Here is a 26,077-nt window from a genome sequence, read left to right on the forward strand (position 1 = left end):
TGTCCTCAGGGCGCTGTCGGTATGACGCGGGCCACACGGTCGGGGGCAGACTGCCGAGCCGGACCGGGCCGCACGCGCGCCGCGGGCTGAGCTTCGATCAGATCGGCGCCCACGGCAACTGCTCTATGCTACCTGAACAGGCAGGCACCCGTCCCGATTCCCCGTCGGGCACCCGCCACGCGGGGGCATGAGATGTGACCTGCGTCACATGGTGGGTCGATGTCTGGGTCGTACCACGCGCGGGCCACACCACCGGGCCGCGCACGGTAACCTGCGCTCGTGTCCGCGCCGACCACCCCCGGTCCCGCCGTCGCCGACCTGCTGGGCCTGGTCGCCTTCGGTGAGTTGCTCGCCTTCGAACGGATGGCCGGCGACGCCCGGCTCGCGCCCGACCTGCGCCGCCGTGCCGCACTGAGCGAGATGGCCGCGGCCGAGATCGCCAACTACCGCCGGCTCGCCGACCGACTCACCGCGCTGGGCGTGCCGCCCGAGGACGCGATGGCACCCTACGTGCGGCCGTTGCAGGCGTACCACGACTCGACCGAGCCGCGGGACTGGGCGGAGGTGGTGACCAAGGCGTATGTCGGCGACGCCATCACCGACGACTTCGTCCGGGAGATCGCCGACGCGCTGGACGAGCCCGACCGGCAGTTGGTGCTGGATGTGCTGCACGACTCCCGGTACGCGGAGTTCGCCGCCGCCGAGATCCGGGTGGCGGTCGCCGCCGACCCCCGGGTGGCCGACCGGCTCTCCATGTGGGCCCGGCGGCTGGTCGGCGAGGCGCTGTCCCAGGCCGGCCGGGTCGCCGCCGAGCGGGCCGCGCTCACCACGTTGATCGCGCAGGGCGACCGGGTCGACGTGTCGGGGCTGTTCCGGCGGCTCACCGCCGCGCATACCGCTCGGATGGCCGCCGTCGGGCTCAACAACTGACCACCCGGGCCGCCGGGTGCGGTGCCGGCCCGCGGCAGGTGGGCCAGCGCCGACCTGCCGCGACGGCCGGACCGGTCAGCGGACGGTGAAACCGACCGCCCGGGGCGACGCTTCGGCGATCTCGACGTACGCGACCTTCTCGACCGGCACGATGACCCGCCGGCCCTTCTCGTCGGTCAGGGAGAGCGTGCCGCCGTTGCCGGCGAAGGCGTCGGTCACGATCTGCTCGATCTCGGCCGGCGACTGCGCGCTGTCCAGAACCAGCTCGCGCGGCGCGTACTGCACGCCGATCTTGACCTCCACTGTGCCTCCTCAACTGGGGCGAAAGAACCGCCCTGCGAAGGCTATCCGATCACGGGGGCAGTGGTCAGGCTGACTCACCTTGCAGCGGGAAGCTCGCGATGCCCCGCCAGGACAACGCGGCCACCAACGCCTCGGCCTCGGCCTTCGGCACCTGCCGGCCGCCGGCCAGCCAGAACTGCGCCGCCGTCTCGGCCGCACCGACCAGCCCGGAGGCGAGCAGCTCGGCGTGCGCCCGGCTCACCCCGGTGTCGGAGATGATGGTGTCGGTGATCGCGGCGATGCAGCCCTGCTCGACCCGCTCGACGCGTTGCCGCACCGCTGGGTCGTTGCGCAGGTCCGACTCGAAGACGAGCCGGAACGCCTCGCTCTCGTGATCGACGAAGTCGAAGTACGCCCGCACCGACGCGCCGACCCGCTCCTTGTTGTCGTTGGTGCCGCGCATCGCGTCGTGCACCTTGGCGACGATGGCGTCACAGTGCGTGTCCAGCAGAGCCAGGTAGAGATCCATCTTTCCCGGGAAGTGCTGATAGAGCACCGGCTTGGAGACCCCGGCCCGCTCGGCGATGTCGTCCATCGCGGCGGCGTGGTAGCCCTGCGCGACGAAAACCTCCTGCGCCGCCGCCAGCAACTGCTTGCGGCGCGCGGAACGAGGCAGGCGGGTGGGCCTGCCGGCGGTCTGCGCACCGTTGCCCGCAGCGGTCATGGGTTCCTCCGAGTTCTGCGTACGAGCCGGCATTTTCCCCCCAGACCGGGCGAAGCCCGTGACCCGCGTCGTGGAAATGGCCCGCCGCTGTAACTTATCGCCACTGTCACCACACGGTAGCCTCAGCGAGGGCGACCAAGGAGCGCGCGGTGAGTGAAACAGGGCAACCCGGAGTCCCCACCCCGGGAGAGCACGGCGACGGAGCGGGTCAGCACGACGACCCGGGCCGTCCCGTCAGCGGGTGGGCGCCCTCGGCGGGCGGATGGTCCCGCGCTGCCGAGCACGAGGGTGCCCAGGAGCAGACACCGCGTTGGCAGCCCGACCCCGCGTCCGGTTGGCGCACCTCTTCCTCGCGACACGGCGACCTGCCGCCACCTGTGTCCGGGCTGCCCGACGACCTCCAGCCGCCGGCCCGGGTCAACGGCCACCACGCCAACGGCGTCCGCCACGCAGGCACCGAGGCCAACGGCGTCCGCCGCCCCGGTGCCGAGGCCAATGGCGTCCGCCACCCTGGCGCCGAGCCCTCGGCGGGCCGGCCCGCGCCGGTGAGCGCGCCGCCCGGGTTGACCGCCGAGGACCGGCCCGACCAGGCCGGCGACCGGCTGGTGGTGCCCGCCCAGCGCCCCGCACCGCCGCCGGAGCAGGGGACCGGCGAGCCCGACACCGGCCCCGCCCCGCACTCCACTGCGGACCCGGCCGGCGGCCACAGCGCCCGCTGGGCCGAGCCCGGTCTGCCGACCTCGGCGCCGCCGGACGTCCAGGTGCCGCCCGTCGGCACCGCCGCCTCGGGCTTCGAGGTCCCGCCCGGCTTCCACGCGCCCACCGCCGAGCGGCTGGCCACCGACGAACCGCCGGCCGCGCCGCGCGGCTGGCGGGATCCGCTCACCCCGGACGCGTCGGCTGAGCCGGGACGCACCCCGGACAGGGCCGGGCACGCCGAGGACTCCGATCCGGGTCGCGCCGCCAGGGGCGACCGCGGCGGGGACGTGCCCCGGGCCGGTGAGCCTCCGACCATCGAGCCGGACTGGTCCGGGCCGAGCTGGAGCCGCCCGAGCTGGGGCAGCGGCTGGGCCCCGCCCTGGTCGCGGCAGGATGGCGAGCCGGTTGGCCGCCCGGCCCGGGACGAGCCCGCGCCGGGCTTGGCCGCCGAGCCCAACCGGCCGTACGAGCCGGCGCGCGTGGAGTCACCCCGCCCCTACGAGCCCGTACGCGTCGACCCGCCGCGCGGGCGCGACATCGCCCGAGACGAACCTGAGCCCGAGGCGTCACCGGAGCGGGTCGCCAAGCGCGGCCCGGCCGATCGCCCCTCCTGGGCGGGCGGACGCCCTGCGACGAGCCCTACGAGCACAGACCCGAGTTCGTCGTCCGAGGCCGGACCGGCGGACCGGCCTTCCTGGGCGGGTGGGCCGACAGCCGAGCCGACCAGCGCGCCGCCGACGGACCGCCCGTCCTGGGCCGGTTCGGCGCCGACCGCTGTCCCGCCGGCCGATCGGTCGCTCCGGGCTGGCGGCGCGGACCCGACACCGACCAGCGGGCCACCGGTGCCGCGCGCTGCGCCGCCCGCCACCGATCGCCCCTCCTGGGCCGGCGGCCCCACGCCGATCAGCGGCCCACCGGCCGATCGCCCCTCCTGGGCGGGCGGGTCCGCTCCGACCAGTGGCCCACCGGCCGATCGCCCCTCCTGGGCCGGCGGGTCCGCTCCGACCAGCGGCCCACCGGCCGAGCGGCCCTCCCGGGCCGATTCCGCGCCGAGCAGTGCCGCACGCGCCGATCGGCCGTCCTGGGCCGGCGGTCCGGACCCGGCGCCCACCAGCGGCCCGCCGTCCCCGCCGTCCTGGGCCGGTCCGGCCCCGACCAGTGCCGCGCCGCCCGGCCGGCCGTCCTGGGCCGGCGGTTCGGACCCGACGCCGGCCAGCGCCCGGCCGTCGCGCCCGTCCTTGACTGGCGAATCAGCCCCGACTGGCGGGTCGACCCCGGCCAGCGGCCCGCCAGCCCGGGCCGGCGACCCTGCGCCCACCAGTGCGCCCCCTGTCCAGCGGCCGTCCTGGGCCGACCCTGCGCAGACCGAAGCACCGCCACCGGCGCCGCCCGAGGCGTCGGCCGGACCACCTCCGGTGCTGGCCGACGCGCCACCGGCCCCGGCCGGACCGGCGCTGCTGAGGGAGCGGCCCTCCTGGGCCGGCGGGTCGCCGACGGCCCCGACGACCCCGACCCCGACCCCGACGACCCCGATGCGGGCCGAGCGACCCGACTGGTCCGAGGGACGCATTCCGGCTGGCACCCCGACCGAGCGCCCTTCCTGGCCGGTCAGTCGGTCGGCGAGCACGCCCCGCGCGAGCGGCGCGGATGAGCCGTCCGGCCCGCTCCGGCCCGAAGCCCGGCCGGCCGCACCGTTCCGGCTTCGGTCGGAGACTCCTGAGCCGCCCCTGCCGTCCCCGGTCGAGCCGTCCCGCTCAGCTCCCTCGGCGACCGGCACGTCACCAGCAGCCATCCCGCCGACCTCGACCGGTGTCGCCCCTGCTACGAGCGGGCCCGGGCGCCGCGACCGGACCTCACCCGCGCCCGCCCCGACGAGCGCCCCTCCCTACGCGGCTCGCCGATCCGCCCCCGACCCGGCGTCGCCGACCGAACCGGCCGACGACGGTCGGTCGTCGGACCCGACGTTGGCGGTGCTGCCGCAGCGCGTCCCTGCGGAACCGGACGTGCCCGTCGTGCCGGAGCCGCCAGCCGTGGAGCCACCCGCAGAAACCCCTGAGCTCGCCCGCATCGCCACCCACCTGCGCCGCGACGACGAACCCGCACCGCTGCGGGAGCGCCCCGAGGGGTTCGACGTCAACGCCATCCTGGACGCCGTTCGGGAAGTTGCCGGCGTACGCGACGCGGCGCTGCGCCGTACCCCGGCCGGCGCGCACAGTCTCCGGCTGGACCTGTCCGACGGCGCCGACCCGGCCGAGGTGAGCCGACAGGTGGCCCGGCTGCTTCAGGAGCGGATGGGGCTGGCCGCCGCACCGCAGAACCTGCCCGGCCCGCCGACCACGCCGGTCCCGCCGGTCCGCCGTCGGGCTGTCGAGCCCCGGGCCGCCGAGCGGCGTACCCCGGAGCCCCGGAGCGCCGACCCCCGGAGCGCCGAGCCGCGCGACGCCGGTGCGGAACTCCGTACCGGCGAGGTGCTGCCCACCGGGTCGCCCACGGTCGGTCGGCCGTCGGGTGGTCGGGTCGAGGCCACGCCCGTAGGCCCTGAGCAGGAGGTCGGGGCGGACGGCTCGCGTCGGCGCCGGCCGAGCGCCCCGCACCGGGGTCGCGCCACGGTGGAGGAGCCGGGCTCGGTCTCGGCCGCGCCCGCTGGCGCGGCAACCGGCAGTCCGGCGACGGCCGGTACGTCGTACTCCGGTGGTCAGGTGACCACGACGGAGTCGGCACCGTCCCGACCGCTGGACACCGGCGGCGCGCCGGGGCCGCGGGTGGTGATCGACCACGTCCAGGTCAGCACCTTCGGCCTGGACGCGAACGTGGAGGTCCGGCTGCTGGCCGGCGGCGAGAGTGCCGCCGGGTACGCCACCGGGCCGGCGGTCGACGGCTACGTGCTGCGGCTCTGCGCGGTCGCCGCGGCCGCAGCCGTGGACGAGTTGCTGCGCGGCGCCGAGAACGCCGAGCGGGGGCGCTGCTTCGTCGAGCACGCGGCGGTGGTGCCGTTCGGCAACTGCGAGGTGGCCACCGTGGTGGTGCTGCTGGTCTGTGACGGCTGGGTCGAGCAGCTCGCCGGCTCGGCCCTGGTCGCCGGTGACCCGCGACAGGCGGTGGTCCGTGCGACGCTGGCGGCGGTCAACCGAAGGCTGGAAGCGCTGCTGTCCTGAGTGGTCCAGGGCAGACTGGAGCGATGAAGCGCGCCACCCTCTGGCCGGACCATCTCCTTCCCGAGGACCGGGTCCCGCCGCCGTGGCCGGGTCGGGAGGTCCGCCTCGACGGCGTGGTCACGTACGTGCGGGACACCCCGGCCACCGCCGTCGGCGCGGAGCCGGCGCTGTACGTGCACGGGCTGGGCGGCTCGTCGCAGAACTGGACCGACCTGGCCGGGATGCTCGCCGACCGGCTGGACGGCCAGGCCATCGACCTGCCCGGGTTCGGCCGCAGCGAGCCGGGCCGCCGCTACACCATTCCGGCCTTCGCCGATCTGGTGGTCCGCTGGATCGAGCACTCCGGTCGAGGGCCGGTGCACCTGTTCGGCAACTCCCTGGGCGGTGCGGTCGCGGTCCAGGTGGCCGGGCTCCGGCCCGACCTGGTCCGTACCCTCACCCTGATCTCTCCTGCGCTGCCGTTCCTGGATTTCCGTCGTTCGTTGCAGGGGCGGATGCTGCCGGTGCTGGCCATCCCCGGGGGTGAACGGTTGGTCGCCTGGCGGCTCACCCAGCTCGCCCCCGAGGTCATGGCTGAGCAGGTCCTGGAGGCCTGCGTCGCCGACCTCAGCCGGATCTGCGAGCAGCGTCGTGCCGAGGCGCTGGAGGAGATCCTGGTGCGCTACGAGGCGGAGCACTACGCCTCTGCGTACGTCCGGACGTTCCGCGGGTTGGTCTCCAGCTTCCTGCGGTCGTACCTGCCGGGGCCGGGCTCGCTGTGGCGGCTCGCCGCGGCGGTGCGCGCGCCGACCCTGGTGGTGGGCGGCCGGCAGGACCGGCTGGTCGACGTGCGGGTCGCGCCGCAGACCGCCCGGACCATCCCGGACAGCCGGCTGCTGATGCTCGACGGCGTCGGTCACGTGGCGCAACTGGAGGTGCCCCGACTGGTGGCCCGGGCGGTGGTCGGCCTGCTCGCCGAAACGGAGGAGACCGCCCGGCGGCCTGATCTGGCAGGCTGAACCGGGTGCCGACCCCCGCCCGCCGCCCCGGTCACCGTCAGCGGCGATTCGCGTTGATCGCCCAACTGGTGGCCGTGGTGCTGGCCGTTGGCGCGGCGGTTTCCGTGATTGCCGAAGGGCCGGGCGGGCACCCCGGCGCCGAGCGGCTGGCCGCTGAGGAGATCCGCACACCGTCGCCGGCCGCACCGCCTCCCCTGCTGGCGGCGCCGCTGCGACCGTCGGCCGACCCGTCGCCTGCCGCGCCGCCGAGCCCGTCCCCGGTGCTGCGGCTGTCCGGGGCGGTGCCGACCGCCGGCACCGGCCGGTTCGGTTACGACGACCGCGCCGGCCCGGTGCTGGGCCGCGCGGGAGAGCTGCGGCGCTATCGGGTGGCGGTCGAGTCCGGCAGTGGCGAGGACGCCGCCGCGTTCGGGGAGGCGGTCCAGACGGCGCTCGCCGGGCCGGGCAGTTGGGTCGACAGCGGCCGGCTGCGGTTGCAGCAGGTGCCCGGGGGCTCACCCCGGGACTTCACCGTCTACCTGGCCACGGCCCGTACGGCGGGCCGGATGTGCGCCGACGGCGGGGTGGACATCCGGGTCGGCGGCCGGCCGTACACGTCCTGCCGGACGCCGGGCAGGGTGATCATCAATCTGGATCGGTGGCGGCTGTCCGTGCCGCACTACGTCCAGGCCGGTGTGCCGCTGTCGGTCTACCGGACGTACGTGGTCAACCACGAGGTGGGCCACCAGTTGGGGCACCGGCACGAGCGCTGCCCGGGCTCCGGTCGGCCAGCGCCGGTGATGATGCAGCAGACCCTCTTCCTGCACGGGTGCCGGGTGAATCCGTGGCCGTACCTGGACGGTCGCCGCTACGCCGGTCCTCCGCTCTGAGCGCCTCCACGGCACCCAATCGACGCCTTTATAAGGTGTCTTGCGTTATTAGCGGTGAAAGCGGAGAAATGCCCGATTAATCTGGCAGGCTGGACGTCATGACGCCGTCGTCCCCTTACGGCCCGCCCGAATCGCCCGGCCGACCCGCATACCGGGCGTCGGGCGTGCGGCCTGCGCTGTTCCGGATGCGCCGGCGACGCCGCCGCAGTCTGCTGCTCGGTCTGGTGGTCGTGCTCGCCGTCGGCGCCGGAGTGACGCTGACGTGGGGCGGCGAACCGCCAGCCGAGGCGCCCGCCGCCACCCAGGGCCGGGTGGGTCACGGCGGGGGAGCGGGCGCGCACCCGGCGCCCACCAGCTACCCGTCGGTCGGCGCGGGACGGTTCACCGCGGCCGACGGTGAGACCTCGGTGTACGGCGAGGACGGGCCGCTGCGCCGTTACCGGGTCGTGGTCGAGCACGGCACCGGCCAGGACGCCGACGCCTTCGCCGGCACGGTGGACGAGGCGCTGATCGACCCGCGCAGCTGGATCGCCTCCGGTGAGCTGCGCGTGCAGCGGGTGGCCGATGCGGGGGCCGCCGACTTCACGATCTACCTGGCCACCCCGGTCACCTCCGAGCGGATGTGCGCCGAGGGCGGGCTGACCACCGAGCGGTACACCTCCTGCCGGCTCCCCGGCCAGGTCATCATCAATCTGGCCCGCTGGATGGAGGCGGTCCCCGACTACGGCGCGCCGCTGGAGACGTACCGCACCTACGTGATCAACCACGAGGTGGGCCACGAGTTCGGTGAGGAGCACGAGGGCTGCCCGGGCCCGGGCCAGCCGGCGCCGGTGATGCAGCAGCAGACGTACGGCCTGGAGGGCTGCGTCGCCAACGCCTGGCCCTACCTCGACGGCCGCCGGTACGCGGGGGACCTCGTCCCCTGATCGATGAGTCCGTCGGTTATTCCCCTCCCGCATTGCGGGCCACGTGTCCTCCCTCATGGCCGAGCGGTGCCCCGGCGAGCAACAATGGCGCGGTTCACACCGCCGATCCCGGGGAGTCCACCGTGTCGTTGCCCCCGCTCGTCGAGCCCGCCGCCGAGCTGACCGTTGACGAGATCCGCCGCTACTCCCGCCACCTGATCATCCCGGACGTCGGGGTGACCGGGCAGAAGCGGTTGAAGAACGCCCGGGTGCTCTGTGTCGGCGCCGGTGGCCTCGGCTCGCCCGCCCTGATGTATCTCGCCGCGGCCGGGGTCGGCACGCTCGGCATCATCGACTTCGACACCGTCGACGAGTCCAACCTCCAGCGCCAGATCATCCACGGCGTGTCCGACGTCGGCCGGTCCAAGGCCGAGTCCGCCGCCGCCTCGATCCGCGAGATCAACCCGCTGGTCAACGTGGAGATCCACAACACCGCGCTGGACCGGGAGAACGTCCGTGAGATCTTCGCCCAGTACGACCTGATCGTCGACGGCACCGACAACTTCGCCACCCGGTACATGGTCAACGACGCGGCGGTGCTGCTCGGCAAGCCGTACGTCTGGGGCTCGATCTACCGCTTCGACGGCCAGGCATCGGTGTTCTGGGCCGAGCACGGCCCCTGCTACCGGTGCCTCTATCCGGAGCCGCCGCCGCCCGGCATGGTCCCGTCCTGCGCCGAGGGCGGCGTGCTCGGTGTGCTCTGCGCGTCGATCGGCTCGATCCAGGTGAACGAGGCGATCAAGCTGCTCACCGGCATCGGTGAGCCGCTGGTCGGCCGGCTGATGGTCTACGACGCCCTGGAGATGGAGTACCGCAAGATCAAGGTTCGCAAGGACCCGAACTGCGCACTCTGCGGCGAGAACCCGACGGTCACCGACCTGTTGGAGGACTACGAGGACTTCTGCGGCGCGGTCTCCGACGAGGCCCAGGAGGCGGTGGTCGACTCGACCATCACCGCGTTGGAGCTCAAGGAGTGGCAGGACGCCGACAAGGACATCTTCCTGGTCGACGTCCGGGAGCCGGCCGAGTACGAGATCGTTCGGATCCCCGGCGCCACCCTGATCCCCAAGGGCGACATCATCTCGGGCGAGGCGCTGGCCCAGCTGCCGCAGGACCGCCAGATCGTGCTGCACTGCAAGTCCGGTGTCCGCTCCGCGGAGGCGCTCGCCGCGCTCAAGGCGGCCGGGTTCCGCGACGCCGTGCACGTGCAGGGCGGCGTGCTTTCCTGGATCAAGCAGATCGACCCCTCGCTGCCCGCGTACTGACCGGCCGGCCGGGGCGGCGCACACCGCAGCCCCGGCTCCGGCGTGGCCTGGCCGACGCCGTCCGCCGGCGAATCGACGCAAGTGACCCCGAGCAGCCCTCCGAGCGGAGCGACGCAGCCATTCCCGGCTGGCCGATTCCCCGAGGCGGAATCGTGTCTGCGCAGGTAGCGTCTCCGCCGTGGTCGACTTGGAAGCCGCGATCGGGTTCGTCGTGGCGCACGGAGATGCGGTCGAACGCGCCCGCCTCTCCTGGCTGCTCAACGGCACGCCGGTGCCCGCCGAGCTGCTGGAGACGGTCGAGGTCGCCCCGGCTCCCGACGGCGGCTGGCCGGCGACCTGGGGCGGCGAGATGGCCTCGATCGACGCCACCTGCTTTCGGCTCGCCGAGCTGGACGACCTGGGGGCGCTCGGCCGTCCCGCCGCGCGCCGGGCGCTGGACTGGCTGGCGTCCCGGCAGCAGCCCGACGGGGGCTGGGAGGAGGACCCCTCGCTGGCCGGGTCGGCTCCGGAGTGGGCCCGCCCCGGCGACCCGGAGGCGGGGCTCTTCCTCACCGCCAACGCCGGCTTCTGGCTCACCGTCGCCGGCCTGGACGCCCGTGCCGCCGGTCCGCTCGATCACCGGGTCGGCGGGGCGTACGCCGGGGTGGTGCAGGGGGCGGCCCAGTCGCTCGCCAAGCGGCTGCGCCCCGACGGCAGTTGGCCGTCCTTCCTGGCCGCCGGTTGGCTGAGCGCGGCGGTGCTGCACCGGCAGGACATGTTCCAGGAGTCGGCGCGGATCCAGGTGGTGCTCGCCGAGCGGATGCCCGGGATGTCACCGGGGGACGTGGCCTGGCTGGCGGCCACGCTGCGCCGGGTCGGCATCGACCCGCAGGACTGGATCATGGTGCGGGCGCTTCGCCGGCTGGCCGAGACCCAGCGCAGCGACGGCGGCTGGGAGAGCGACGACGGGCACCAGTTCGACGTGCACTCGACCCTCTCCGCCATCCGGGCCTGCCGGCCGGCGCCGGCCGGCTGAGGCGCGGCCAAAACCGCTAGCGCAGGTGCCCGTCCCCGGTGACCACGTACTTGGTGCTGGTCAGCTCGGGCAGGCCCATCGGGCCGCGGGCGTGCAGCTTCTGCGTGGAGATGCCGATCTCCGCGCCGAAGCCGAACTCGCCGCCGTCGGTGAACCGCGTCGAGGCGTTCACCATGACCGCCGCCGCGTCCACCCGGGCGACGAACTCGCGGGCGGCGTTCGCCGAGTCGGTGAGGATCGCCTCGGTGTGCCCGGTGCCGTAGCGCCGGATGTGCGCGACCGCCGCGTCCAGCGAGTCGACCACCGCGACGGAGATGTCCGCGGAGAGATACTCGGTGGCGTAGTCCTCCTCGGTGGCCGGGACCACGGCGGCGGAGTGTCCCGCGACCTCGGGCGAACCGTGCACGGTCACGCCGGCCTCGGCGAACGCGGCCAGCATCGGCGGCAGGAACGCGTCCGCGACGTCCGCGTGCACCAGCAGCGACTCGGCGGTGTTGCAGGTGGACAGCCGCTGGGTCTTGGCGTTCAGCGTCACCGCGACGGCCTTCGCCACGTCGGCGGCGGCGTCCACGTAGACGTGGCAGTTGCCCACCCCGGTCTCGATCACCGGCACGGTCGACTCCTCGACCACGGTGCGGATCAGTGACGCGCCGCCGCGCGGGATGAGCACGTCGACCAGCCCTCGGGCGCGCATCAGCTCCTTGACCGACTCGCGGGAGCTGGCGTCGAGCAGCTGCACCGCGTCGGCCGGCAGCCCCGCCCCGGCGACCGCGTCGCGCAGCACCGCGACCAGCGCCGCGTTGGAGTGCGCGGCCGAGGACGACCCGCGCAGCAGCGCCGCGTTGCCGGACTTGAGGCAGATCCCGGCCGCGTCCACGGTCACGTTGGGACGCGCCTCGTAGATGATGCCGACCACCCCGAACGGCACCCGGATCTGGCGCAGTTCCAGGCCGTTGGGCAGGGTCGAGCCGCGGACCACCTCGCCGACCGGGTCGGGTAGCGCGGCCATCTGGCGCAGCGCGTCGGCGATGCCGGCCACGCGGCCCGCGTCGAGGGCGAGCCGGTCCAGCACGGCCGCAGTCAGCCCGGCGTCCCGGCCGGCCGCCAGGTCCGTCTCGTTGGCGGCGAGGATCTCCGGGGTACGCGTCACCAGGGCGTCGGCCATCGCGGCCAGCGCGGCGTCCTTGGCGGTACGCGTCGCCACGGCCAGTTCCGCGGCGGCGTCCCGCGCCCGTCGGGCCTGCTCGACGACGCTCATCCTGCACTCCTCACGTGATGACAAGCTGCTCACAGCAGTACGAGGTCGTCGCGGTGGACGACCTCCCGTTCGTACGCCGGGCCGAGCGCCGCGGCGAGTTCGGAGGTGGAGCGACCGAGCAGCCCGGGCAGCTCCACCGCGTCGTAGTTGACCAGCCCTCGGGCGACCGGCGCGCCGGCGGTGTCCACCAGGTCGACCGGGTCGCCGGCGGTGAACGTCCCGTCCACGGCGGTGATGCCAGCCGGCAGCAGCGACTTGCGCCGCCCGACGACGGCGGCAACCGCGCCCGGGTCGAGGTGCAGCCGCCCCCGTGGTGAGGTGGCGTGGGCGAGCCAGAACAGCCGGGCCGCCGGGCGCTGCCGTTGCGGGTGGAACAGCGTGCCGACCGGCTCGCCGGCCAGCGCCGGGGCGGCCAGGTCGGCGGCGGTGAGCACCACCGGGATGCCGAAGCCGGTGGCGATCCGGGCGGCCTCGACCTTGGTCACCATGCCGCCGGTGCCGACCCCGGAACGGCCGGCTTTGCCGATGGCGACCCCGGCGAGGTCGGCCTCGTCGCGGACCTCCGCGATCCGCGTCGAGTGCGGGCGGGCCGGATCGCCGGTCCAGAGTGCGTCCACGTCGGAGAGGAGCAGCAGCAGATCGGCGTGCACCAGCGCGGCCACCAGCGCGGCCAGCCGGTCGTTGTCACCGAACCGGATCTCGTCGGTGGCCACCGTGTCGTTCTCGTTGACGATCGGCACCGCGCGCAAATCGAGCAGCTTGCGCAGGGTGCGGTACGCGTTGCGATAGTGCGCCCGTCGGGTCACGTCGTCGACGGTGAGCAGCACCTGCCCGACGGTCAGCCGGTGCCGGGCGAAGCTGGCCGCGTACCGGCCGATCAGCAGGCCCTGCCCGACGCTGGCGGCGGCCTGCTGGGTGGCCAGGTCGCGCGGGCGTCGGGCCAGCCCGAGCGGGGACAGGCCGGCGGCGATGGCGCCCGAGGAGACCAGCACCACCTCGCGCCCCTCGGCGGCGAGCCTGCCGAGAGCGTCGACCAGCGCGTCGACCCGCTCGTCGGCCAGCCCGCCGCTGGCGGTGGTCAACGAGGAGGATCCGATCTTGACGACGACCCGTCGGGCCGCCGTGACTGCGTCGCGCACCCGCCCATTCTGCGTGGTCGGTGCGGCGCGGCCCGGTCGCGTTCCCATATCGTGGCGGACTGTGACTCCGGACGAGTACGTCGAGGCGGTGCTGGACCTGGTCGAGCGGATCCCGCCCGGGCGGGTGATGTCGTACGGCGCGGTGGCCGACGCGCTCGCCGAGCGCTCCGGCCGTGCGTCGGCCCGGCTGGTGGGCAGCATCATGGCCCGGCACGGCGGCTCGGTGCCCTGGCACCGGGTGGTCACCTCCGCCGGTCGGCTGCCCCCGGGGCACGAGCGGGAGGCGCGGGCCCGGCTGCGCGCCGAGGGGGCACCGCTGCGCGGCGAGGGCGTGGACATCCGGGCCGCGGGTTGGTCGCCGGATGAGGGGATGTGACCGGCGCCATAACGTGAGTAACATTCGGCCCCATGAACCCGCCGCCGGGTGACGCCGGCTCGCCCGCCGCCGGTCCGCTGCCCCGGTCGGTGCACGCCGGGTACTCGCTCGGCTCACTGGCCACCGGCGCGTTCGGCACGGTGCCCGGTCTGCTGCTGCTGCCGTACCTGACCGACACGCTGGGCGTCGCCGCCGGGGTGGCCGCCCTTCTGGTGCTGCTGCCCAAGGCATGGGACGTGCTGGTCAACCCGGTCGCCGGGCGAATCTCCGACCGCACCCGGTCGCGCTGGGGTGCCCGCCGGCCGTACCTGCTCGTCGCCGGCCTCGCCCTCGCCGTGCTCTTCGCGGCCATCTTCGCCGCGCCGTTCGGCAACGGCCCGGCCGCCCCGGCGTACGTGGCGCTCGCCTTCCTCGCCACCGCCACCGCGTTCGCCTTCTTCCAGGTGCCGTACGTGGCGATGCCGGCGGAGCTGACCGACGACTACGCCGAACGTACCCGGCTGATGACCTGGCGGATCGCCGTGCTGGCACTGGCCATCCTGGTCTCCGGCGCGGTCGCCCCGCTGGTGGTGACCGCGAGCGGTGACGGCCTGCCCGGGCACCGGTGGATGGGCCTGTTCGTGGCGGTGCTGATCGCCCTCGGCGCCGTCGGCGCGTTCTTCGGCACCCGGTCCGCCCCGACCGGCACGGTGGGCGGCAGCGAGCCGACGCTGCGCGCCCAGCTCGCCGTGGCCGGCGCCAACCGGCCGTTCCGGGCGCTGCTGATCTGCTTCGTGGTGCAGTCCGCCGGGGTGGCGACCATCCTGGCCGGGGTCAACTACTTCGCCGGGCAGATCCTGCGCGACGAGCAGAGCGGCCCGACCCTGCTCTTCGTCTGCTTCGTCGGGCCGGCGCTGCTGGTGATGCCGCTCTGGACCCGGGTGGGCGCCAGGCTGGGTAAGCGAGCCGCCCTGGTCGCCGCCGCGCTGATCCTCGCCGCCGGGGCACTCGCCCTGGTCGCCGCGCCGGCGCTGCCGCCGGTCGCGGTCTATCTCCTGGTCGCGGTGATCGGCGTCGGCTACGCCGGTCAGCAGGTGTTCGCGCTGGCCATGTTGCCGGACTGCATCGCGTACGACACGGCGCGCACCGGCCGGCGGCAGGCCGGCGTCTTCACCGGCCTCTGGACCGCCGGGGAGACCTTCGGTCTGGCCCTCGGCCCCGGCATCTACGGCCTGGTGCTCCAGTTCTCCGGCTACGTCTCCTCCGACACCGGCACGGCGGCTGCCCAGTCTGACACCGCCCGCCTCGGCGTCCTGCTCGGCTTCACCGTCCTGCCCGCCCTGCTGGTAGGTCTCCCCGTCCTCCTCCTGCGCCGCTACACCCTCACCCCCGCCCTCCTCGCCGCAGCCACGCACAACCGGCGCGTCGATCATGGGGTTGTGGTGGGGGACGAAAGCCATTGACTGTCACGAGAAGGGCACCACAGGTCCATGATCGACGAGAACAGGGTGTGGGCCGGGGCGCTGTCCCGGGACGGGGTGGCGGCGGACGTCGCGTTGGCGGAGGTTCGGGAGCTGCGCGCGGGCGATCGGCCGACCCACGGCGGGCGGCTGTTCGCGTACGTCTACGACCCGGCGGTGCCGGGGCTGGACGACCTCGCCGCCGCCGCATACCGGGAGAGCGCGCACGTCAACGGGCTGGACCCGACCGCGTTTCCGTCCCTGCTGGCCATGGAGAACGCGCTGGTCGGCGCGGCCGGCCGGGTGCTCGGCGGTGGGCCGGGCACGACCGCCCCGGACGTGGTCGGCAGTGTCACCAGTGGCGGCACCGAGTCACTGATCCTCGCGGTCAAGGCGGCCCGGGACGCCCACCCGGAGCTGGCCGCACCCCGGATCGTGGTGCCGGCGAGCGCGCACGCGGCGTTCGCCAAGGCGGCGCACTACCTGCGGGTGGCACTGGACGTGGTGCCGGTCTCCCTGGACACGCTGCGCCCCGACCCGGCCGCGATGGCCGCCGCGATCCGCCCGGAGACGGTGCTGGTGGCCTGCTCCGCGCCGTCGTACGCGCACGGCGTGGTGGACCCGGTGGCGGAGATCGCGGCGGCGGCGGCCGAGGCCGGGGTGCGCTGCCACGTGGACGCCTGCTTCGGCGGCTGGACCCTGCCGTACCTGCGCCGCCTCGGTGCCCCGGTGCCGGCGTTCGACTTCGCGGTACCCGGGGTCACCTCCATCTCGGTCGACCTGCACAAGTACGCGTACGCGCCGAAGGGGGTGTCCGTGCTGCTGCACCGCGACGCCGCGCTGCGCGCCCCGCAGTACTTCGCCTACGCGGACTGGCCCGGCTACACGATGATCAACCCAGTGATCGCCTCCACCCGCTCGGGCGGGCCGATCGCCGCCGCGTACGCGACCCTGCGGCACCTCGGCGACGCCGGGTACCTGGCGCTGGCCGAGCGCACCCGGGAAGCGGTGGCCGGGCTGGCCGCCGCCGTGCGCGGGGTCGACGGGCTGCGGCTGATGGCCGAGCCGGAGTCCACCGTGGTCTGCTTCACCGGCACCGAGGGCGGCCCCGACCTGTTCGTCCTCGTCGACGAGTTGACCGCGCGCGGCTGGCACACCCAGCCGCAGTTGTCGTACGCCGGCCTGCCGGCCAGTGTGCACCTCACGGTGACCGCCGCGGTGGCGCCCCGGGTGGCCGAGTTCGGGCCGGACCTGGCCGACGCGGTGGCGGCTGCCCGGGCGGCCGGCCCGGTCCGGCTGCCCGCGGAGTTGAGCGCCGTGGTCGGCGCCCTCACGCCGGACGCGTTGACCCCGGAGTTGGTCGTCGGCCTGGCCGCCGGGCTGGGTCTGGGGGCCGAGCCGGGTCCGGACGGCGACTCGGGCCTCGGGCCGCTGCCCGAGCGGATGGCGCTGGTGAACACGCTGCTCGACGCCGCGCCGCCGGCGCTGCGCGAGCGGCTGCTGGTCGAGTTCGTCGGCCTGCTGCAACGCCCGAGCTGGTGACGGGAGCGACGGCCGTGCCGCATGCCACCCGGCGTACGGCACGGCCGTCGCGAACCCGTCGAGCGCTTCACCGATAGGCGATCCGGACCACGTTGTCGGCGTCGTGGGTGTCCAGCAGGAAGTTGAACCCGCTGTCCATCGGCCGGGCGTCCACCTCGGCGGTTCCCGTGCCCACCGTGACGCCCTGGCCGGCTCGGAAACTCAGCGTGAGCGTCATCTCGGCCCCTGCCTCCAGCCTGCCCAGGTCGCAGGTCACCGGCTCCTGGGTCGTCTGCGGCTCGTTGCGGCACGGGGCCCAGCCGTCGACGTCCGGGCGCACGACTGGGGGCACGTTCAGCCGCAGCGACACGTACGGGACCGACCCGGCGCCCCGGTTGCGGATCCGTACCGTCGTCGTACCCGTGTGGGAACCGTCCGACGCGGTGCCGAGCACCAGATCGGTGGCGGTCACGGCGAGATCCGCCGAGTGCGGGTTCGGGCCGAAGCTGGTCGGGCCGGAGACCTGGGCGAAGGCGTCACCCTGCCAGCGGTAGCCACGCCACTGCCGCTGTGACCACTCGCTGGGCCAGCCGCCTCCGGGCGCGATGTCGCCGACCTGCACCCGTACCGTGCCGTCGTCGACGACGTCGAGCGCGAACAGCCATTGCGGCTTGTCCTTGGTCGTCGCCACCACCCGACCCAGCGTGACGAGCCGGCCGGTGCCATCCCGGTCGAAGACGACCACCTGCTGCGGACCGCCGGTGCCGAGCACGCACTGCACCAGCGCCACCGTCTCCACCGCGCCGTCCCCGTCGACGTCGCCTTGGTCGAGCGCCTGGAGCCAGTTCGCGCCCTCCCTGGCGTCGGCGGTGAGCCGTACGCCCGACGTCGGGCAGCCGCGTCCGGCCCGCCACGCCGGCAGGGTCACCGGCGCGCCCAGGAGCTGCGACCGGCTGAGCCGGCCGTCGGGTCCGGGCGAGGTCGGGCTGGCGCTGGTCGCGGAAGGGCTGGCGGTCGGGCTGGGTGGGGCGCTCGACGGCGACACCGGCGCGCTTGGCGTGGGCTCGACCGGACCCGGGCGGAGCTCCGGGTCGTTCATCGCCGCGTACCCGACGGCCGACCCGCTGAACAGCGCGAGCACCACGGTGGTGGTCGCCGCCAACCGGCGACGGCCGCGCCCTCGTGCCGCCCGCCGGACGGCGGCGGGTCCGGGCACCTCGACCTCGGCCAGCACGGTACGGCGGTAGTGGGCGAACTCCTCGGCGAGGCCGAGGGTCTCCTGCTCAGACATCCCGCACCTCCTCGTTGGTGTCGCGTAGGTGTGTCGCGAGGGCAGCACGCCCCCGGTGCAGCCAGGACTTGACCGTCCCCTCGGCGACCCGTTCCTGGGCGGCGATCTCGGCGATCGACAGGTCGGCGAGGTAGTGCAGTACGACGGCCCGCCGCTGCTTTGGGGGCAACTGCGCCAGCGCGGCGTCGACGGCGACCCGGTCGGGGCTCGGCCCCGCTACGTGCGTCTCCCGCTGCCGCAGCAGCCACGCCTGGGCGGTGCGCAGCCGCCGCCAGCGGTTGTGGGCGAGGTTCCAGGCGACCCGGCGCACCCAGGCCAGCGGGTCCTCGTACCGGGCCAGCCGGTCCCACCGGGTGTACGCCCGGCAGAACGCCTCCTGAACCAGATCCTGCGCCTGCCCGCGGTCGCCGGTGTACGCGGTGAGCTGCACCACCAGCCCGCGGAAGTGGGCGTGATAGAAGTCGTCGAAGACCAGCTCGGCCGGCGGAGGGACTGTGGTTCCCGGTGGCTCGGGTGGGGGTCCACCCACCCGTACGTCTCTCGTCACAAGCACTCGTCCTCCCCGTGGTGGCCGCAGGCGGTGAGTCCGCCAGCACCGGTCACACAACCGGACGCGCCGGCCGGTTGCGCACGACGGCGGAGGTTCTATGTCGGGTGCGGGACATCCGGGCCCGGCCGTTCTCGGCGCCGTACCCCGATAGAAGTCCACAACGGCCCTCGGGGTTGCCGCCGGACGCTGTGGTTGACTGTCCAGTGGGTGACAGGAGGGGGGCGTCGTGCAGCTACCGGCAGTGCTGGGAGAGCCGATCCGGTTCGTGCTGAACTGGGGGCGCCGCTACTCGCTCTGGGTCTTCAATTTCGGCCTGGCCTGCTGCGCGATCGAGTTCATCGCCACCAGCATGGGCCGGCACGACTTCATGCGGCTCGGCGTCATTCCGTTCGCCCACGGTCCCCGGCAGGCCGACCTGATGGTGGTCTCCGGCACGGTGACCGACAAGATGGCCCCGGCGATCAAGCGGCTCTACGACCAGATGCCGGAGCCGAAGTACGTCATCTCGTTCGGCGCCTGCTCCAACTGCGGCGGCCCCTACTGGGATTCGTACTCGGTGACCAAGGGCGTCGACCAGCTCATCCCGGTCGACGTCTACGTGCCCGGCTGCCCGCCTCGGCCGGAGGCGCTCCTGCACGGCATCCTGCGCCTGCAGGAGAAGATCGCCGCCGAGCAGTCCGGCATCGGCGGGGTGCCCCGCCCGGATCTGCTCGCCGCGCCGCTGGACGCCCCGCCCCGCGAAGCCGCCGCCCCGCGTTCCGTCGACTCGCTCACCGCACCTCCGGTACGCCCGCCCACCGCTGACTGAGACGGCCCCCACCTCGCCCGGTCGGCCCGAGCGGACCAGTCGGTTGTCTGATCACCCGGGGTGGTGGGGCCGGGCTAGCCTGCGGACCATGAGCAACCCCGTGGACCAGCGGTCCGCCCACATCCTGCACGTGCTCACCGAGGAGTTCGGCGCCTCGATGGCGATCGACCCGGCCGCCTTCCGCCGTAAGTTCCGCAAGATGGCGGCGTCGCCGTTCGCGTTCTACCGGGGCAGCGCCGCGCTCTTCTACGCCGACCAGCGCGGCGACTTCGCCGACGACCGGTTCCTGGACGAGCGGACCGGCCGGGTGTGGATCCACGGCGACCTGCACGCGGAGAACTTCGGCACCTACATGAACGCCTCCGGGCAGCTGGTGTTCAACGTCAACGACTTCGACGAGGCGTACGTCGGGCCGTTTACCTGGGATCTGCGGCGGTTCGCGGCCAGCGTGGCGCTGCTCGGCTACAGCAAGGCGCTCTCCGACACGGTGATCGGCAACCTGGTGGCCGGCTTCGCCCGGTCGTACCTGACCGAGCTGCGGGCGATCGCCGCCGGTGGGGACGACGCGATCGGCTCGATCACCCTGGACAACGCCGACGGGGTGCTGCGCCGGGTGCTCCAGCAGGCCCGGCTCAACACCCGGGTCGACCTGCTCGCCACGCAGACCACCATCGACAACTACGAGCGACGCTTCTCCGTGAGCGACGGGGTCTTCGAGATCGACGGGGACACCCGGGCCAAGGTCCTCGCCGCCTTCCAGGGTTACCTGGGCACCCTGCCCACCGCCTCGGCCCGGCCGCGCCCGGTGGCGGCGCAGATCAAGGACGTGGTGCTGCGCAAGGGGGTGGGCATCGGCTCGGCCGGGCTGCCGTCGTACAACCTGCTGCTGGAGGGGCACACCCAGGCACTGGAGAACGACGTCGTCATCTACATGAAGCAGGCGCAGGTGCCGGCGGTGGCCCGGTACGTCACCGACGAGTCGGTCCGGGGCTACTTCCAGCACCAGGGCCACCGGACCGCCGAGTCGCAGCGGGCGTTGCAGGCGCACGCCGACCCGTGGCTGGGCTTCACCGAGCTGGACGGGGCCGGCCAGCTCGTCGCCGAGGTCTCCCCGTACGCCGCCGACCTGGACTGGTCCGACGTCAACGAGCCGGAGGAGCTGACCGGGGTGCTCGTCGACCTCGGCCGGGCGGTGGCCCGGATGCACTCGGTCGCCGACGACGAGTCCAGCCACGACCTGGTGGACTACTCCACCGAGGAGGCGATCGTCGCCGTGGTGGGCGCCGACGAGTCGGGCTTCGTCACCCATCTGGTGGACTTCGCGCACGCGTACGGGCTGCGCGCCCGGGAGGACCACCAGCTCTTCGTGGACCTGTTCCGCAACGGCCGGCTGCCCGGCATCTGAGCCGGCAGCGCGTTGATCAGGAGGCGAACTCCAGCACCACCTTGATGTCGTTCGCCTCGGCGGTGTACGCCTCGGCGTACCGCTCCACCGGCACCCGACGGGTGAGCAGCGATTCGAGCCAGGACTGGTCGGCGCGGGCGAGTGCCTGCGCGGCCATGGTCCAGTGCCGCCGGTTGGCGTTCACCGAGCCGAACACGACGTTGTTCTCCAGCACCAGTGCCCGGTTGAGCGCCCCGGCGTCGAAGTCGATGGTCCGGCCGCCGCTGGACACCCCGGCCAGGCAGACGATCCCGGTCGGGGCCGCCTTGCACATCACGTCGATGACCACCGTGGGCGCACCGGTGCACTCGACGACCACGTCCGGATCGAAGGGCAGGTCGTTGACCGGCACCGCGTGGTACGTGGCGCCGAGCGCGGCAACCAGCTCCGGTTTCGGCCCCGAGGTCGCCCGGTCCAGCACGTGGACGGCGAGCCCGCGCTGGGTGGCGAGCAGCGCGGCCAGCAGCCCGATCGGTCCGGCCCCGGTCACCAGGACCGTCTGCGGCTGCCACTCGGCCCGGTGCCCGATCCGCTCGATGTGGTCCCACGCCTTGGCCACCACGCTGGTCGGCTCCAGCAGCATGCCGACCCGGGCCAGTGCCGGGTCGAGCCCGACCGCGAACTCGGGCTCGATCCGCCAGCGGTCGCGGGCGAAACCGGGCAGCGCCTTGATGCCGTGCTCGGTGTACTGCCCGTTGCGGCACATGTCCCACTCGCCGACCGCGCAGTTGGGGCAGGGCACCGGGTCGGGGTGCCGGACGATCCCGGCCACCAGGTCGCCCGGTTGCAGGGTGCCGGTCGGGTCCTCCAGCACCCGGCCCAGCGACTCGTGCCCGATGATCAGGCGGTCCGCGCCGGGCGGCGCCTCGCCGTAATCCCCAGCGATGATCTCGTGGTCGGTGCCGCAGATCCCCACCGCCAGCGCCTCGACCAGGACCGCACCCTCCTCGGGCGGCGGCTCGGGCTGATCCTCGATGAGGCTCAGCGAGTTGGCGACCCCGGGTTTCACAGTCACAGCGCGCACGCCCCTCATCTTTCCCCGCCGACCGCCGTGCCGTCCGCAAAGCGGGCAGATCGCCGGGTGCCGGCGGTGGACCGGCGCGGGCCGGGCCCACGCGGGACAGACGTCCTAGGATCAGCGGCATGACTCCCGAAGAGGTCGGCGCTCGGCTGGTCGCGCTGCTCGCTCCGGTCGAGGCGACCCCGTCGGTCTCCGGCGGGCAGCGGTTCGCCCGGGCCACCGTCGACGTGCCGCCGGCGAGTTGGCCGGATGCGGTACGCGCCGCCCGCGACGACACCGAGCTGGCCTGCGACTTCTTCGACTGGCTCTCGGCGGTGGACGAGTTGGCCGAGGGCTTCGACGTGGTGGCGCACCTCTGGTCGACCCGGCTGCGGCACGGCGTGTTGCTGCGCACCCGGCTGCCCCGCGGCGCGGCCACGGTGGCCTCGGTGGTCGACGTCTACCCGGGCGCCGCCTGGCACGAGCGGGAGACGCACGAGATGTTCGGCATCGGCTTCGCCGGTCACGGCGAGCTGCGACCGCTGTTGCTGCCGCCGGAGTTCGAGGGCCATCCGCTGCGCAAGGAGTTCGTGCTCGCTTCCCGGGTGGCCAAACCCTGGCCGGGCGCGAAGGAACCGGGCGAGTCCGAGGCCGGCGGTGGCCGTCGACCGATCCGCCCGCCGGGCGTGCCGGCGCCGGGCGAGTGGGGGACCACGCCCACCCCGGCCGGCGCGGGCGGCGTGGGGGAGGGTCCGCGTGGCGGCACCCCGGCCCGGCCGGCCGGTGAGCGGCCCGCGCGGCCCGCTCCGGGGGCCCGTCCGGCGCGTACTCTCCGGCCCGCCGGCACCGCCGACGGCCCGGCCCCGGCCGACCAGCCCGCGCCCGGCGCCGGCCCGGCCCCGACGGACAAGCCCGCGCCCGCAGCCGGCCCGGGGGACAAGCCCGCGCCCGGCGCGGCCGACGGTCCGGCTGCGGACCCGCCGGCGCGCGATGACCGGACCGAGCGCGACGGGGGTACGGCCTGATGCCGCTCTGGGTGGAGCTGGTGCTGCGGGTGGGTGGCGTGCTGGTCGCGTTCCTCACCCTGCCGTTGCTGGTCGGGCAGGCCGAGCACAAGGTGATGGCGCACATGCAGGGCCGGCTCGGTCCGATGTACGCGGGCGGCTTCCACGGCTGGGCGCAGCTCGTGGCGGACGGGGTCAAGTTCGTGCAGAAGGAGGACATCACCCCCCGCGAGGCGGACCGGGCGGTCTTCCGGCTGGCGCCCGCGGTGGCCCTGGTGCCCTACCTGCTGGTGCTGCTCGTCATTCCGCTCGGCCCGAACGACCTGGTCGGGCAGCCGTTGGACATCGGCCTGTTCTTCGTGCTGGCCGTGGTCGGCGTCGGTGTGGTGGCGGTGCTCATGTCGGCCTGGGCGTCGGCCAACAAGTACAGCCTGCTCGGCGGGCTGCGCGGGGCCGCCCAGTTGCTCGGCTACGAGCTGCCGCTGGTGCTGGCCGCCGCCTCGGTGGCGATGGCGGCGGGCACGCTCAGCCTGTCGGGCATCGTCGAGGCGTGGCAGCCGTGGTGGTTGCTCTGGCAGGCGCCCGCGATGATCATCTTCTTCGTCGCCGGGCTGGCCGAGATCCGCCGGCCGCCGTTCGACATGCCGGTGGCCGACTCGGAGCTGGTCTTCGGGTACATGACGGAGTACACCGGCCTGCGCTTCGCGTTCTTCCTGCTCGCCGAGTACGTCGGCATCGTGGTGATCGCCGCGCTGACCACGGTGCTGTTCCTTGGCGGCTGGCAGGGTCCGTTCGCCGACGACCAGCTGGGTTGGCTCTGGACCCTGCTCAAGGTCTTCGCCGTGGCGTTCGTGATCATCTGGCTCCGGGTGTCCTACCCCCGGCTGCGCGAGGACCAGCTCCAGCGGCTCTGCTGGCTGGTGCTGGTGCCGGCTTCCCTCGCGCAGCTGGTGCTCACCGCCGCCGTGCGCATCGCCCTCTGACTCGGCTGCGGGTCAGCGCAGCGGGGTGTGCGCGGGGTCGACGGGCTCGGCCGGGGGCGGTGGCGGCGTGCCGTCGCCGAAGGGACGGCCACTGAGGGCTTCCCGCCCGTGCGGGGTGATCCAGTTGGACAGGTCAGGGCCGAGCGGGACGATCCCGGTCGGGTTGATGTCCAGGTGCACCTCGTAGTAGTGCCGCTTGATGTGATCGAAGTCGATGGTGTCGCCGAACCCGGGGGTCTGGAACAGGTCCCGGGCGTACGCCCAGAGCACCGGCACTTCGCTCAGCTTCTGCCGGTTGCACTTGAAGTGGCCGTGGTAGACCGGGTCGAAGCGGACCAGCGTGGTGAAGAGCCGCACGTCGGCCTCGGTGATGGTGTCGCCGACCAGGTAGCGCTGGCCGGCCAGTCGCTCGGTCAACCAGTCCAGCCGGTCGAAGAGCCGGTGGTACGCCTTGTCGTACGCCTCCTGACTGCCGGCGAAGCCGCACCGGTAGACGCCGTTGTTGACGTCCCGGAACACCATGTCGTTGACCTCGTCGATCTCCGCCCGCAGGTGTTCGGGGTAGAGCTGCGGGGCGCCCTCGCGGTGGTACGCGCCCCACTGCGTGGAGAGGTCGAGGCTCATCTGTGCGTAGTCGTTGGTCACCACCTGCCCGGTCGGCACGTCGACGATCGCGGGCACGGTGATGCCCCGCTCGTAGCCGGGGAAGCGCTTGAAGTACGCCTCCTGGATGCGCTCGATGCCGAGCACCGGGTCCCGCCCGCCTGGGTCGAGGTCGAACGTCCAGCTCCGGGCGTCGTGGGTGGGACCGGCCACCGCCATCGAGATGTCATCCTCCAGACCGAGCAGCCGCCGCACGATGATCAGTCGGTTGGCCCACGGGCAGGCCCGGCTGACCACCAGCCGGTACCGGCCCGGCTCCACCGGGTACCCGTCCCGCCCGTCGGCGGTGATCCGAGTGGCGATGTACCGCTGGTCCCGGGTGAACTCGGCACCCGGCTCGACGTACTTCCCGCGTTTTTCCTCGCCCACGTCACTCCTCCGGTTGCTTGCCGTCTCGTCCCCATCGTCGCGGATTCCGGCCCGCGCTGCGCGCCGGCGTGCGATCCGGCCACGACCGCCTCGCGATCCGACCGGTCCTGCCCGACCAGTTCGGTGCCGGCTAACCTGCCGGGATGACGGATGTGGAGGCAGCAGCCCGGCAATTCATCGCCGACGTGTGGAACGCCCGCCGGGAGGAGTCGGCGTACGAGCTGATTGCCGACGAGTGCCCCGGGCTGGGCGGCACCGGCCCGGAGGCCACGCTGGCCTGGCACCGCGAGCGGAGGGCCGCCTTCCCCGACCTGCGCTACAAGATCGTGGACGTGTTGGCCGCCGGTGAGCGGGTGGCCGTGCACTGGCGGGCGGCCGGCACCCAGGCCGGGCAGTTCGGGCCGGTGCCGCCGACCGGGCAGGTGGTCAGCTACTCCGGGGCGACGTTCCTGCGCTTCGACGCGAGCGGCCGGATCGTCGAGGTGTGGAGCTGTAACGAGCTGTTCCAGCTGCTCCAGCAGCTCGGCGTCGAGATGCTCCCGCCGACCGGAGGTATCGCCGCTACCGGCGCGTGATCCGGTCCAACGGCATGGTCAGCTCTCCCCGCGACCACGGGTACCGCCGTCGACGCACGGGTGGTGGTCGCGCGCGCCGGGGCCACAGGGCAGGATGGTCCACATGAGCGACCCCAGCGAGCACGGCGACCCGGCCGGCGCCAGCGAGCGCGGCCTTCCCGGCGCGGGCCTGGTAAAGGGGCTGGCGGTCACCCTCAAGACGATGACCAGCCGCTCGACCACGCAGCAGTACCCCGACGTCGTCCCCGAGCTGCCGCCCCGCTCGCGCGGAGTGATCGCGCTTTCGGAGGAGAACTGCACGGTCTGCATGCTCTGCGCCCGTGAGTGTCCGGACTGGTGCATCTACATCGACTCGCACAAGGAGGAGGTGGCGGTCCCCGGCGCCGCCCGCCCCCGCCAGCGCAACGTGCTCGACAAGTTCGACATCGACTTCTCACTCTGCATGTACTGCGGCATCTGCATCGAGGTCTGCCCGTTCGACGCGCTGTACTGGTCGCCCGAGTTCGAGTACGCCGAGTACGACATCAAGGACCTGCTGCACGACAAGGACCACCTCGGTCAGTGGATGGCCACCGTCCCGCCGCCGCCCGCGCACGACCCGAACGGCGATCCGGCCAAGGAGGAGACGGCGGCCGCGCGTAAGGCGGCTGCCGCACGCCCGGCCCCGCCGGCGGTACGCCCCGAGCCCGGCACCGACCCGGGTCCCGCGTCGTGACGGCGCGACGCGGGGCGGCCCGAGCTGTGAGGGCGGCCCG

General features: G+C 74.0%; 22 protein-coding genes and 2 pseudogenes. 16 read left to right on the plus strand and 8 right to left on the minus strand.

What is annotated here, in order from left to right; all coding sequences use genetic code 11:
• Positions 1-279: 279 nt before the first annotated feature.
• Positions 280-930 carry a ferritin-like fold-containing protein gene (locus OG990_RS32820; RefSeq protein ID WP_386987907.1) on the plus strand — a complete coding sequence of 217 codons (651 nt, stop codon included), beginning with the start codon at positions 280-282 and terminating at the stop codon, positions 928-930.
• A 75-nt stretch (positions 931-1,005) separates the two neighbouring features.
• Here the strand turns inward: OG990_RS32820 and OG990_RS32825 are convergent, their stop codons facing one another.
• Together OG990_RS32825 and OG990_RS32830 are read right to left on the minus strand one after the other, a co-directional pair.
• The gene (locus OG990_RS32825; protein ID WP_030329796.1) at positions 1,006-1,233 is read right to left on the minus strand and encodes a DUF3107 domain-containing protein; all 228 of its coding nucleotides are present in this window, start codon (positions 1,231-1,233) and stop codon (positions 1,006-1,008) included.
• 64 nt (positions 1,234-1,297) lie between these two features.
• The gene (locus tag OG990_RS32830; RefSeq protein ID WP_328420650.1) at positions 1,298-1,936 is read right to left on the minus strand and encodes a TetR/AcrR family transcriptional regulator; all 639 of its coding nucleotides are present in this window, start codon (positions 1,934-1,936) and stop codon (positions 1,298-1,300) included.
• A 1,601-nt stretch (positions 1,937-3,537) separates the two neighbouring features.
• Here OG990_RS32830 and OG990_RS32835 point away from each other — a divergent pair.
• The 6 genes from OG990_RS32835 to OG990_RS32860 all read left to right on the plus strand — a co-directional run bounded on the left by OG990_RS32835 (position 3,538) and on the right by OG990_RS32860 (position 10,902).
• Positions 3,538-5,790: a hypothetical protein gene (locus OG990_RS32835; RefSeq protein ID WP_406081961.1), complete on the plus strand. Its 2,253-nt coding sequence runs from the start codon at positions 3,538-3,540 to the stop codon at positions 5,788-5,790.
• Positions 5,791-5,813: 23 nt separating this feature from the next.
• Positions 5,814-6,788 (plus strand): alpha/beta fold hydrolase, encoded by a 975-nt coding sequence (locus OG990_RS32840; protein WP_406078223.1) that lies wholly within the window; start codon positions 5,814-5,816, stop codon positions 6,786-6,788.
• Positions 6,789-6,793: 5 nt separating this feature from the next.
• On the plus strand, positions 6,794-7,657 hold the full coding sequence (locus OG990_RS32845) for a DUF3152 domain-containing protein (RefSeq protein WP_406078224.1): 864 nt from the start codon (positions 6,794-6,796) through the stop codon (positions 7,655-7,657).
• A gap of 164 nt (positions 7,658-7,821) precedes the next feature.
• Complete coding sequence (locus tag OG990_RS32850) at positions 7,822-8,583, plus strand: DUF3152 domain-containing protein (RefSeq protein ID WP_406078225.1); 762 nt, start codon at positions 7,822-7,824, stop codon at positions 8,581-8,583.
• 122 nt (positions 8,584-8,705) lie between these two features.
• Positions 8,706-9,887 (plus strand): adenylyltransferase/sulfurtransferase MoeZ, encoded by a 1,182-nt coding sequence (gene moeZ, locus OG990_RS32855; protein WP_386987895.1) that lies wholly within the window; start codon positions 8,706-8,708, stop codon positions 9,885-9,887.
• Positions 9,888-10,014: 127 nt separating this feature from the next.
• Positions 10,015-10,902, plus strand: coding sequence for a prenyltransferase/squalene oxidase repeat-containing protein (locus tag OG990_RS32860; RefSeq protein WP_406081962.1), 888 nt, complete (start codon positions 10,015-10,017; stop codon positions 10,900-10,902).
• Positions 10,903-10,918: 16 nt separating this feature from the next.
• Here OG990_RS32860 and OG990_RS32865 read toward each other — a convergent pair whose 3' ends face one another.
• Both OG990_RS32865 and proB read right to left on the minus strand, forming a co-directional pair.
• Positions 10,919-12,160, minus strand: a complete 1,242-nt coding sequence (locus OG990_RS32865) for a glutamate-5-semialdehyde dehydrogenase (protein ID WP_406078226.1) — start codon at positions 12,158-12,160, stop codon at positions 10,919-10,921.
• A 29-nt stretch (positions 12,161-12,189) separates the two neighbouring features.
• On the minus strand, positions 12,190-13,347 hold the full coding sequence (gene proB / locus OG990_RS32870; RefSeq protein WP_328420640.1) for a glutamate 5-kinase: 1,158 nt from the start codon (positions 13,345-13,347) through the stop codon (positions 12,190-12,192).
• 13 nt (positions 13,348-13,360) lie between these two features.
• On the opposite strand from proB, the gene OG990_RS32875 reads away from it, so the two are divergent.
• The 3 genes and pseudogenes from OG990_RS32875 to OG990_RS32885 all read left to right on the plus strand — a co-directional run bounded on the left by OG990_RS32875 (position 13,361) and on the right by OG990_RS32885 (position 16,656).
• The gene (locus tag OG990_RS32875) at positions 13,361-13,675 is read left to right on the plus strand and encodes an MGMT family protein (RefSeq protein ID WP_328420638.1); all 315 of its coding nucleotides are present in this window, start codon (positions 13,361-13,363) and stop codon (positions 13,673-13,675) included.
• A 32-nt stretch (positions 13,676-13,707) separates the two neighbouring features.
• Positions 13,708-15,148: pseudogene (locus OG990_RS32880) on the plus strand (MFS transporter).
• A complete protein-coding gene (locus OG990_RS32885; RefSeq protein WP_406078227.1) occupies positions 15,145-16,656 on the plus strand; it encodes a pyridoxal phosphate-dependent decarboxylase family protein in 1,512 nt (503 codons plus the stop codon). The pseudogene OG990_RS32880 and the gene OG990_RS32885 overlap by 4 nt, the downstream one beginning before the upstream one ends.
• Positions 16,657-16,723: 67 nt before the next feature.
• Here the strand turns inward: OG990_RS32885 and OG990_RS32890 are convergent, their stop codons facing one another.
• Together OG990_RS32890 and OG990_RS32895 are read right to left on the minus strand one after the other, a co-directional pair.
• On the minus strand, positions 16,724-17,926 hold the full coding sequence (locus tag OG990_RS32890; RefSeq protein WP_406078228.1) for a hypothetical protein: 1,203 nt from the start codon (positions 17,924-17,926) through the stop codon (positions 16,724-16,726).
• On the minus strand, positions 17,919-18,479 hold the full coding sequence (locus tag OG990_RS32895; protein ID WP_386987882.1) for an RNA polymerase sigma factor: 561 nt from the start codon (positions 18,477-18,479) through the stop codon (positions 17,919-17,921). Before OG990_RS32895 ends, OG990_RS32890 begins: the two co-directional genes overlap by 8 nt.
• A 223-nt stretch (positions 18,480-18,702) precedes the next feature.
• Here OG990_RS32895 and OG990_RS32900 point away from each other — a divergent pair, with 223 nt between their 5' ends.
• Both OG990_RS32900 and OG990_RS32905 read left to right on the plus strand, forming a co-directional pair.
• Positions 18,703-19,284 (plus strand): NADH-quinone oxidoreductase subunit B family protein, encoded by a 582-nt coding sequence (locus OG990_RS32900; protein WP_355601401.1) that lies wholly within the window; start codon positions 18,703-18,705, stop codon positions 19,282-19,284.
• 88 nt (positions 19,285-19,372) lie between these two features.
• Entirely contained in the window at positions 19,373-20,689 is a 1,317-nt protein-coding gene (locus OG990_RS32905; RefSeq protein ID WP_328420628.1) for a DUF2252 domain-containing protein, read from the plus strand.
• 16 nt (positions 20,690-20,705) lie between these two features.
• Here OG990_RS32905 and OG990_RS32910 read toward each other — a convergent pair whose 3' ends face one another.
• Complete coding sequence (locus OG990_RS32910) at positions 20,706-21,752, minus strand: glucose 1-dehydrogenase (protein ID WP_328420626.1); 1,047 nt, start codon at positions 21,750-21,752, stop codon at positions 20,706-20,708.
• A gap of 119 nt (positions 21,753-21,871) precedes the next feature.
• Here OG990_RS32910 and OG990_RS32915 point away from each other — a divergent pair.
• A pseudogene (locus OG990_RS32915) lies at positions 21,872-22,468 on the plus strand (NADH-quinone oxidoreductase subunit C); the annotation flags it as partial.
• A gap of 284 nt (positions 22,469-22,752) precedes the next feature.
• Positions 22,753-23,715: a complex I subunit 1 family protein gene (locus tag OG990_RS32920; RefSeq protein WP_210917475.1), complete on the plus strand. Its 963-nt coding sequence runs from the start codon at positions 22,753-22,755 to the stop codon at positions 23,713-23,715.
• 12 nt (positions 23,716-23,727) lie between these two features.
• On the opposite strand, the gene OG990_RS32925 is transcribed toward OG990_RS32920, so the two are convergent.
• Positions 23,728-24,747, minus strand: coding sequence for a glutathione S-transferase family protein (locus OG990_RS32925; RefSeq protein WP_406078229.1), 1,020 nt, complete (start codon positions 24,745-24,747; stop codon positions 23,728-23,730).
• Between the two features lie 143 nt (positions 24,748-24,890).
• Here OG990_RS32925 and OG990_RS32930 point away from each other — a divergent pair, with 143 nt between their 5' ends.
• On the plus strand, positions 24,891-25,322 hold the full coding sequence (locus OG990_RS32930) for an ester cyclase (RefSeq protein ID WP_355601397.1): 432 nt from the start codon (positions 24,891-24,893) through the stop codon (positions 25,320-25,322).
• A gap of 94 nt (positions 25,323-25,416) precedes the next feature.
• On the plus strand, positions 25,417-26,037 hold the full coding sequence (locus OG990_RS32935) for an NADH-quinone oxidoreductase subunit I (protein ID WP_328420615.1): 621 nt from the start codon (positions 25,417-25,419) through the stop codon (positions 26,035-26,037).
• Positions 26,038-26,077: the final 40 nt, after the last annotated feature.

Origin of the sequence: Micromonospora sp. NBC_00858 (genome assembly GCF_045207365.1) — a bacterium.
Lineage (GTDB): Bacteria > Actinomycetota > Actinomycetes > Mycobacteriales > Micromonosporaceae > Micromonospora.

What these genes read in the sequence shown, in the direction of transcription:
- OG990_RS32905 (WP_328420628.1), top strand. Translation starts at nt 19,373, where the DNA reads ATGAGCAACCCCGTGGACCAGCGGTCCGCCCACATCCTGCACGTGCTC.
- OG990_RS32885 (WP_406078227.1), top strand. Translation starts at nt 15,145, where the DNA reads ATGATCGACGAGAACAGGGTGTGGGCCGGGGCGCTGTCCCGGGACGGG.
- OG990_RS32920 (WP_210917475.1), top strand. Translation starts at nt 22,753, where the DNA reads ATGCCGCTCTGGGTGGAGCTGGTGCTGCGGGTGGGTGGCGTGCTGGTC.
- OG990_RS32840 (WP_406078223.1), top strand. Translation starts at nt 5,814, where the DNA reads ATGAAGCGCGCCACCCTCTGGCCGGACCATCTCCTTCCCGAGGACCGG.
- proB (WP_328420640.1), bottom strand. Translation starts at nt 13,347, where the DNA reads ATGGGAACGCGACCGGGCCGCGCCGCACCGACCACGCAGAATGGGCGG.
- OG990_RS32890 (WP_406078228.1), bottom strand. Translation starts at nt 17,926, where the DNA reads ATGTCTGAGCAGGAGACCCTCGGCCTCGCCGAGGAGTTCGCCCACTAC.
- OG990_RS32865 (WP_406078226.1), bottom strand. Translation starts at nt 12,160, where the DNA reads ATGAGCGTCGTCGAGCAGGCCCGACGGGCGCGGGACGCCGCCGCGGAA.
- OG990_RS32930 (WP_355601397.1), top strand. Translation starts at nt 24,891, where the DNA reads ATGACGGATGTGGAGGCAGCAGCCCGGCAATTCATCGCCGACGTGTGG.
- OG990_RS32935 (WP_328420615.1), top strand. Translation starts at nt 25,417, where the DNA reads ATGGTCCACATGAGCGACCCCAGCGAGCACGGCGACCCGGCCGGCGCC.
- OG990_RS32830 (WP_328420650.1), bottom strand. Translation starts at nt 1,936, where the DNA reads ATGACCGCTGCGGGCAACGGTGCGCAGACCGCCGGCAGGCCCACCCGC.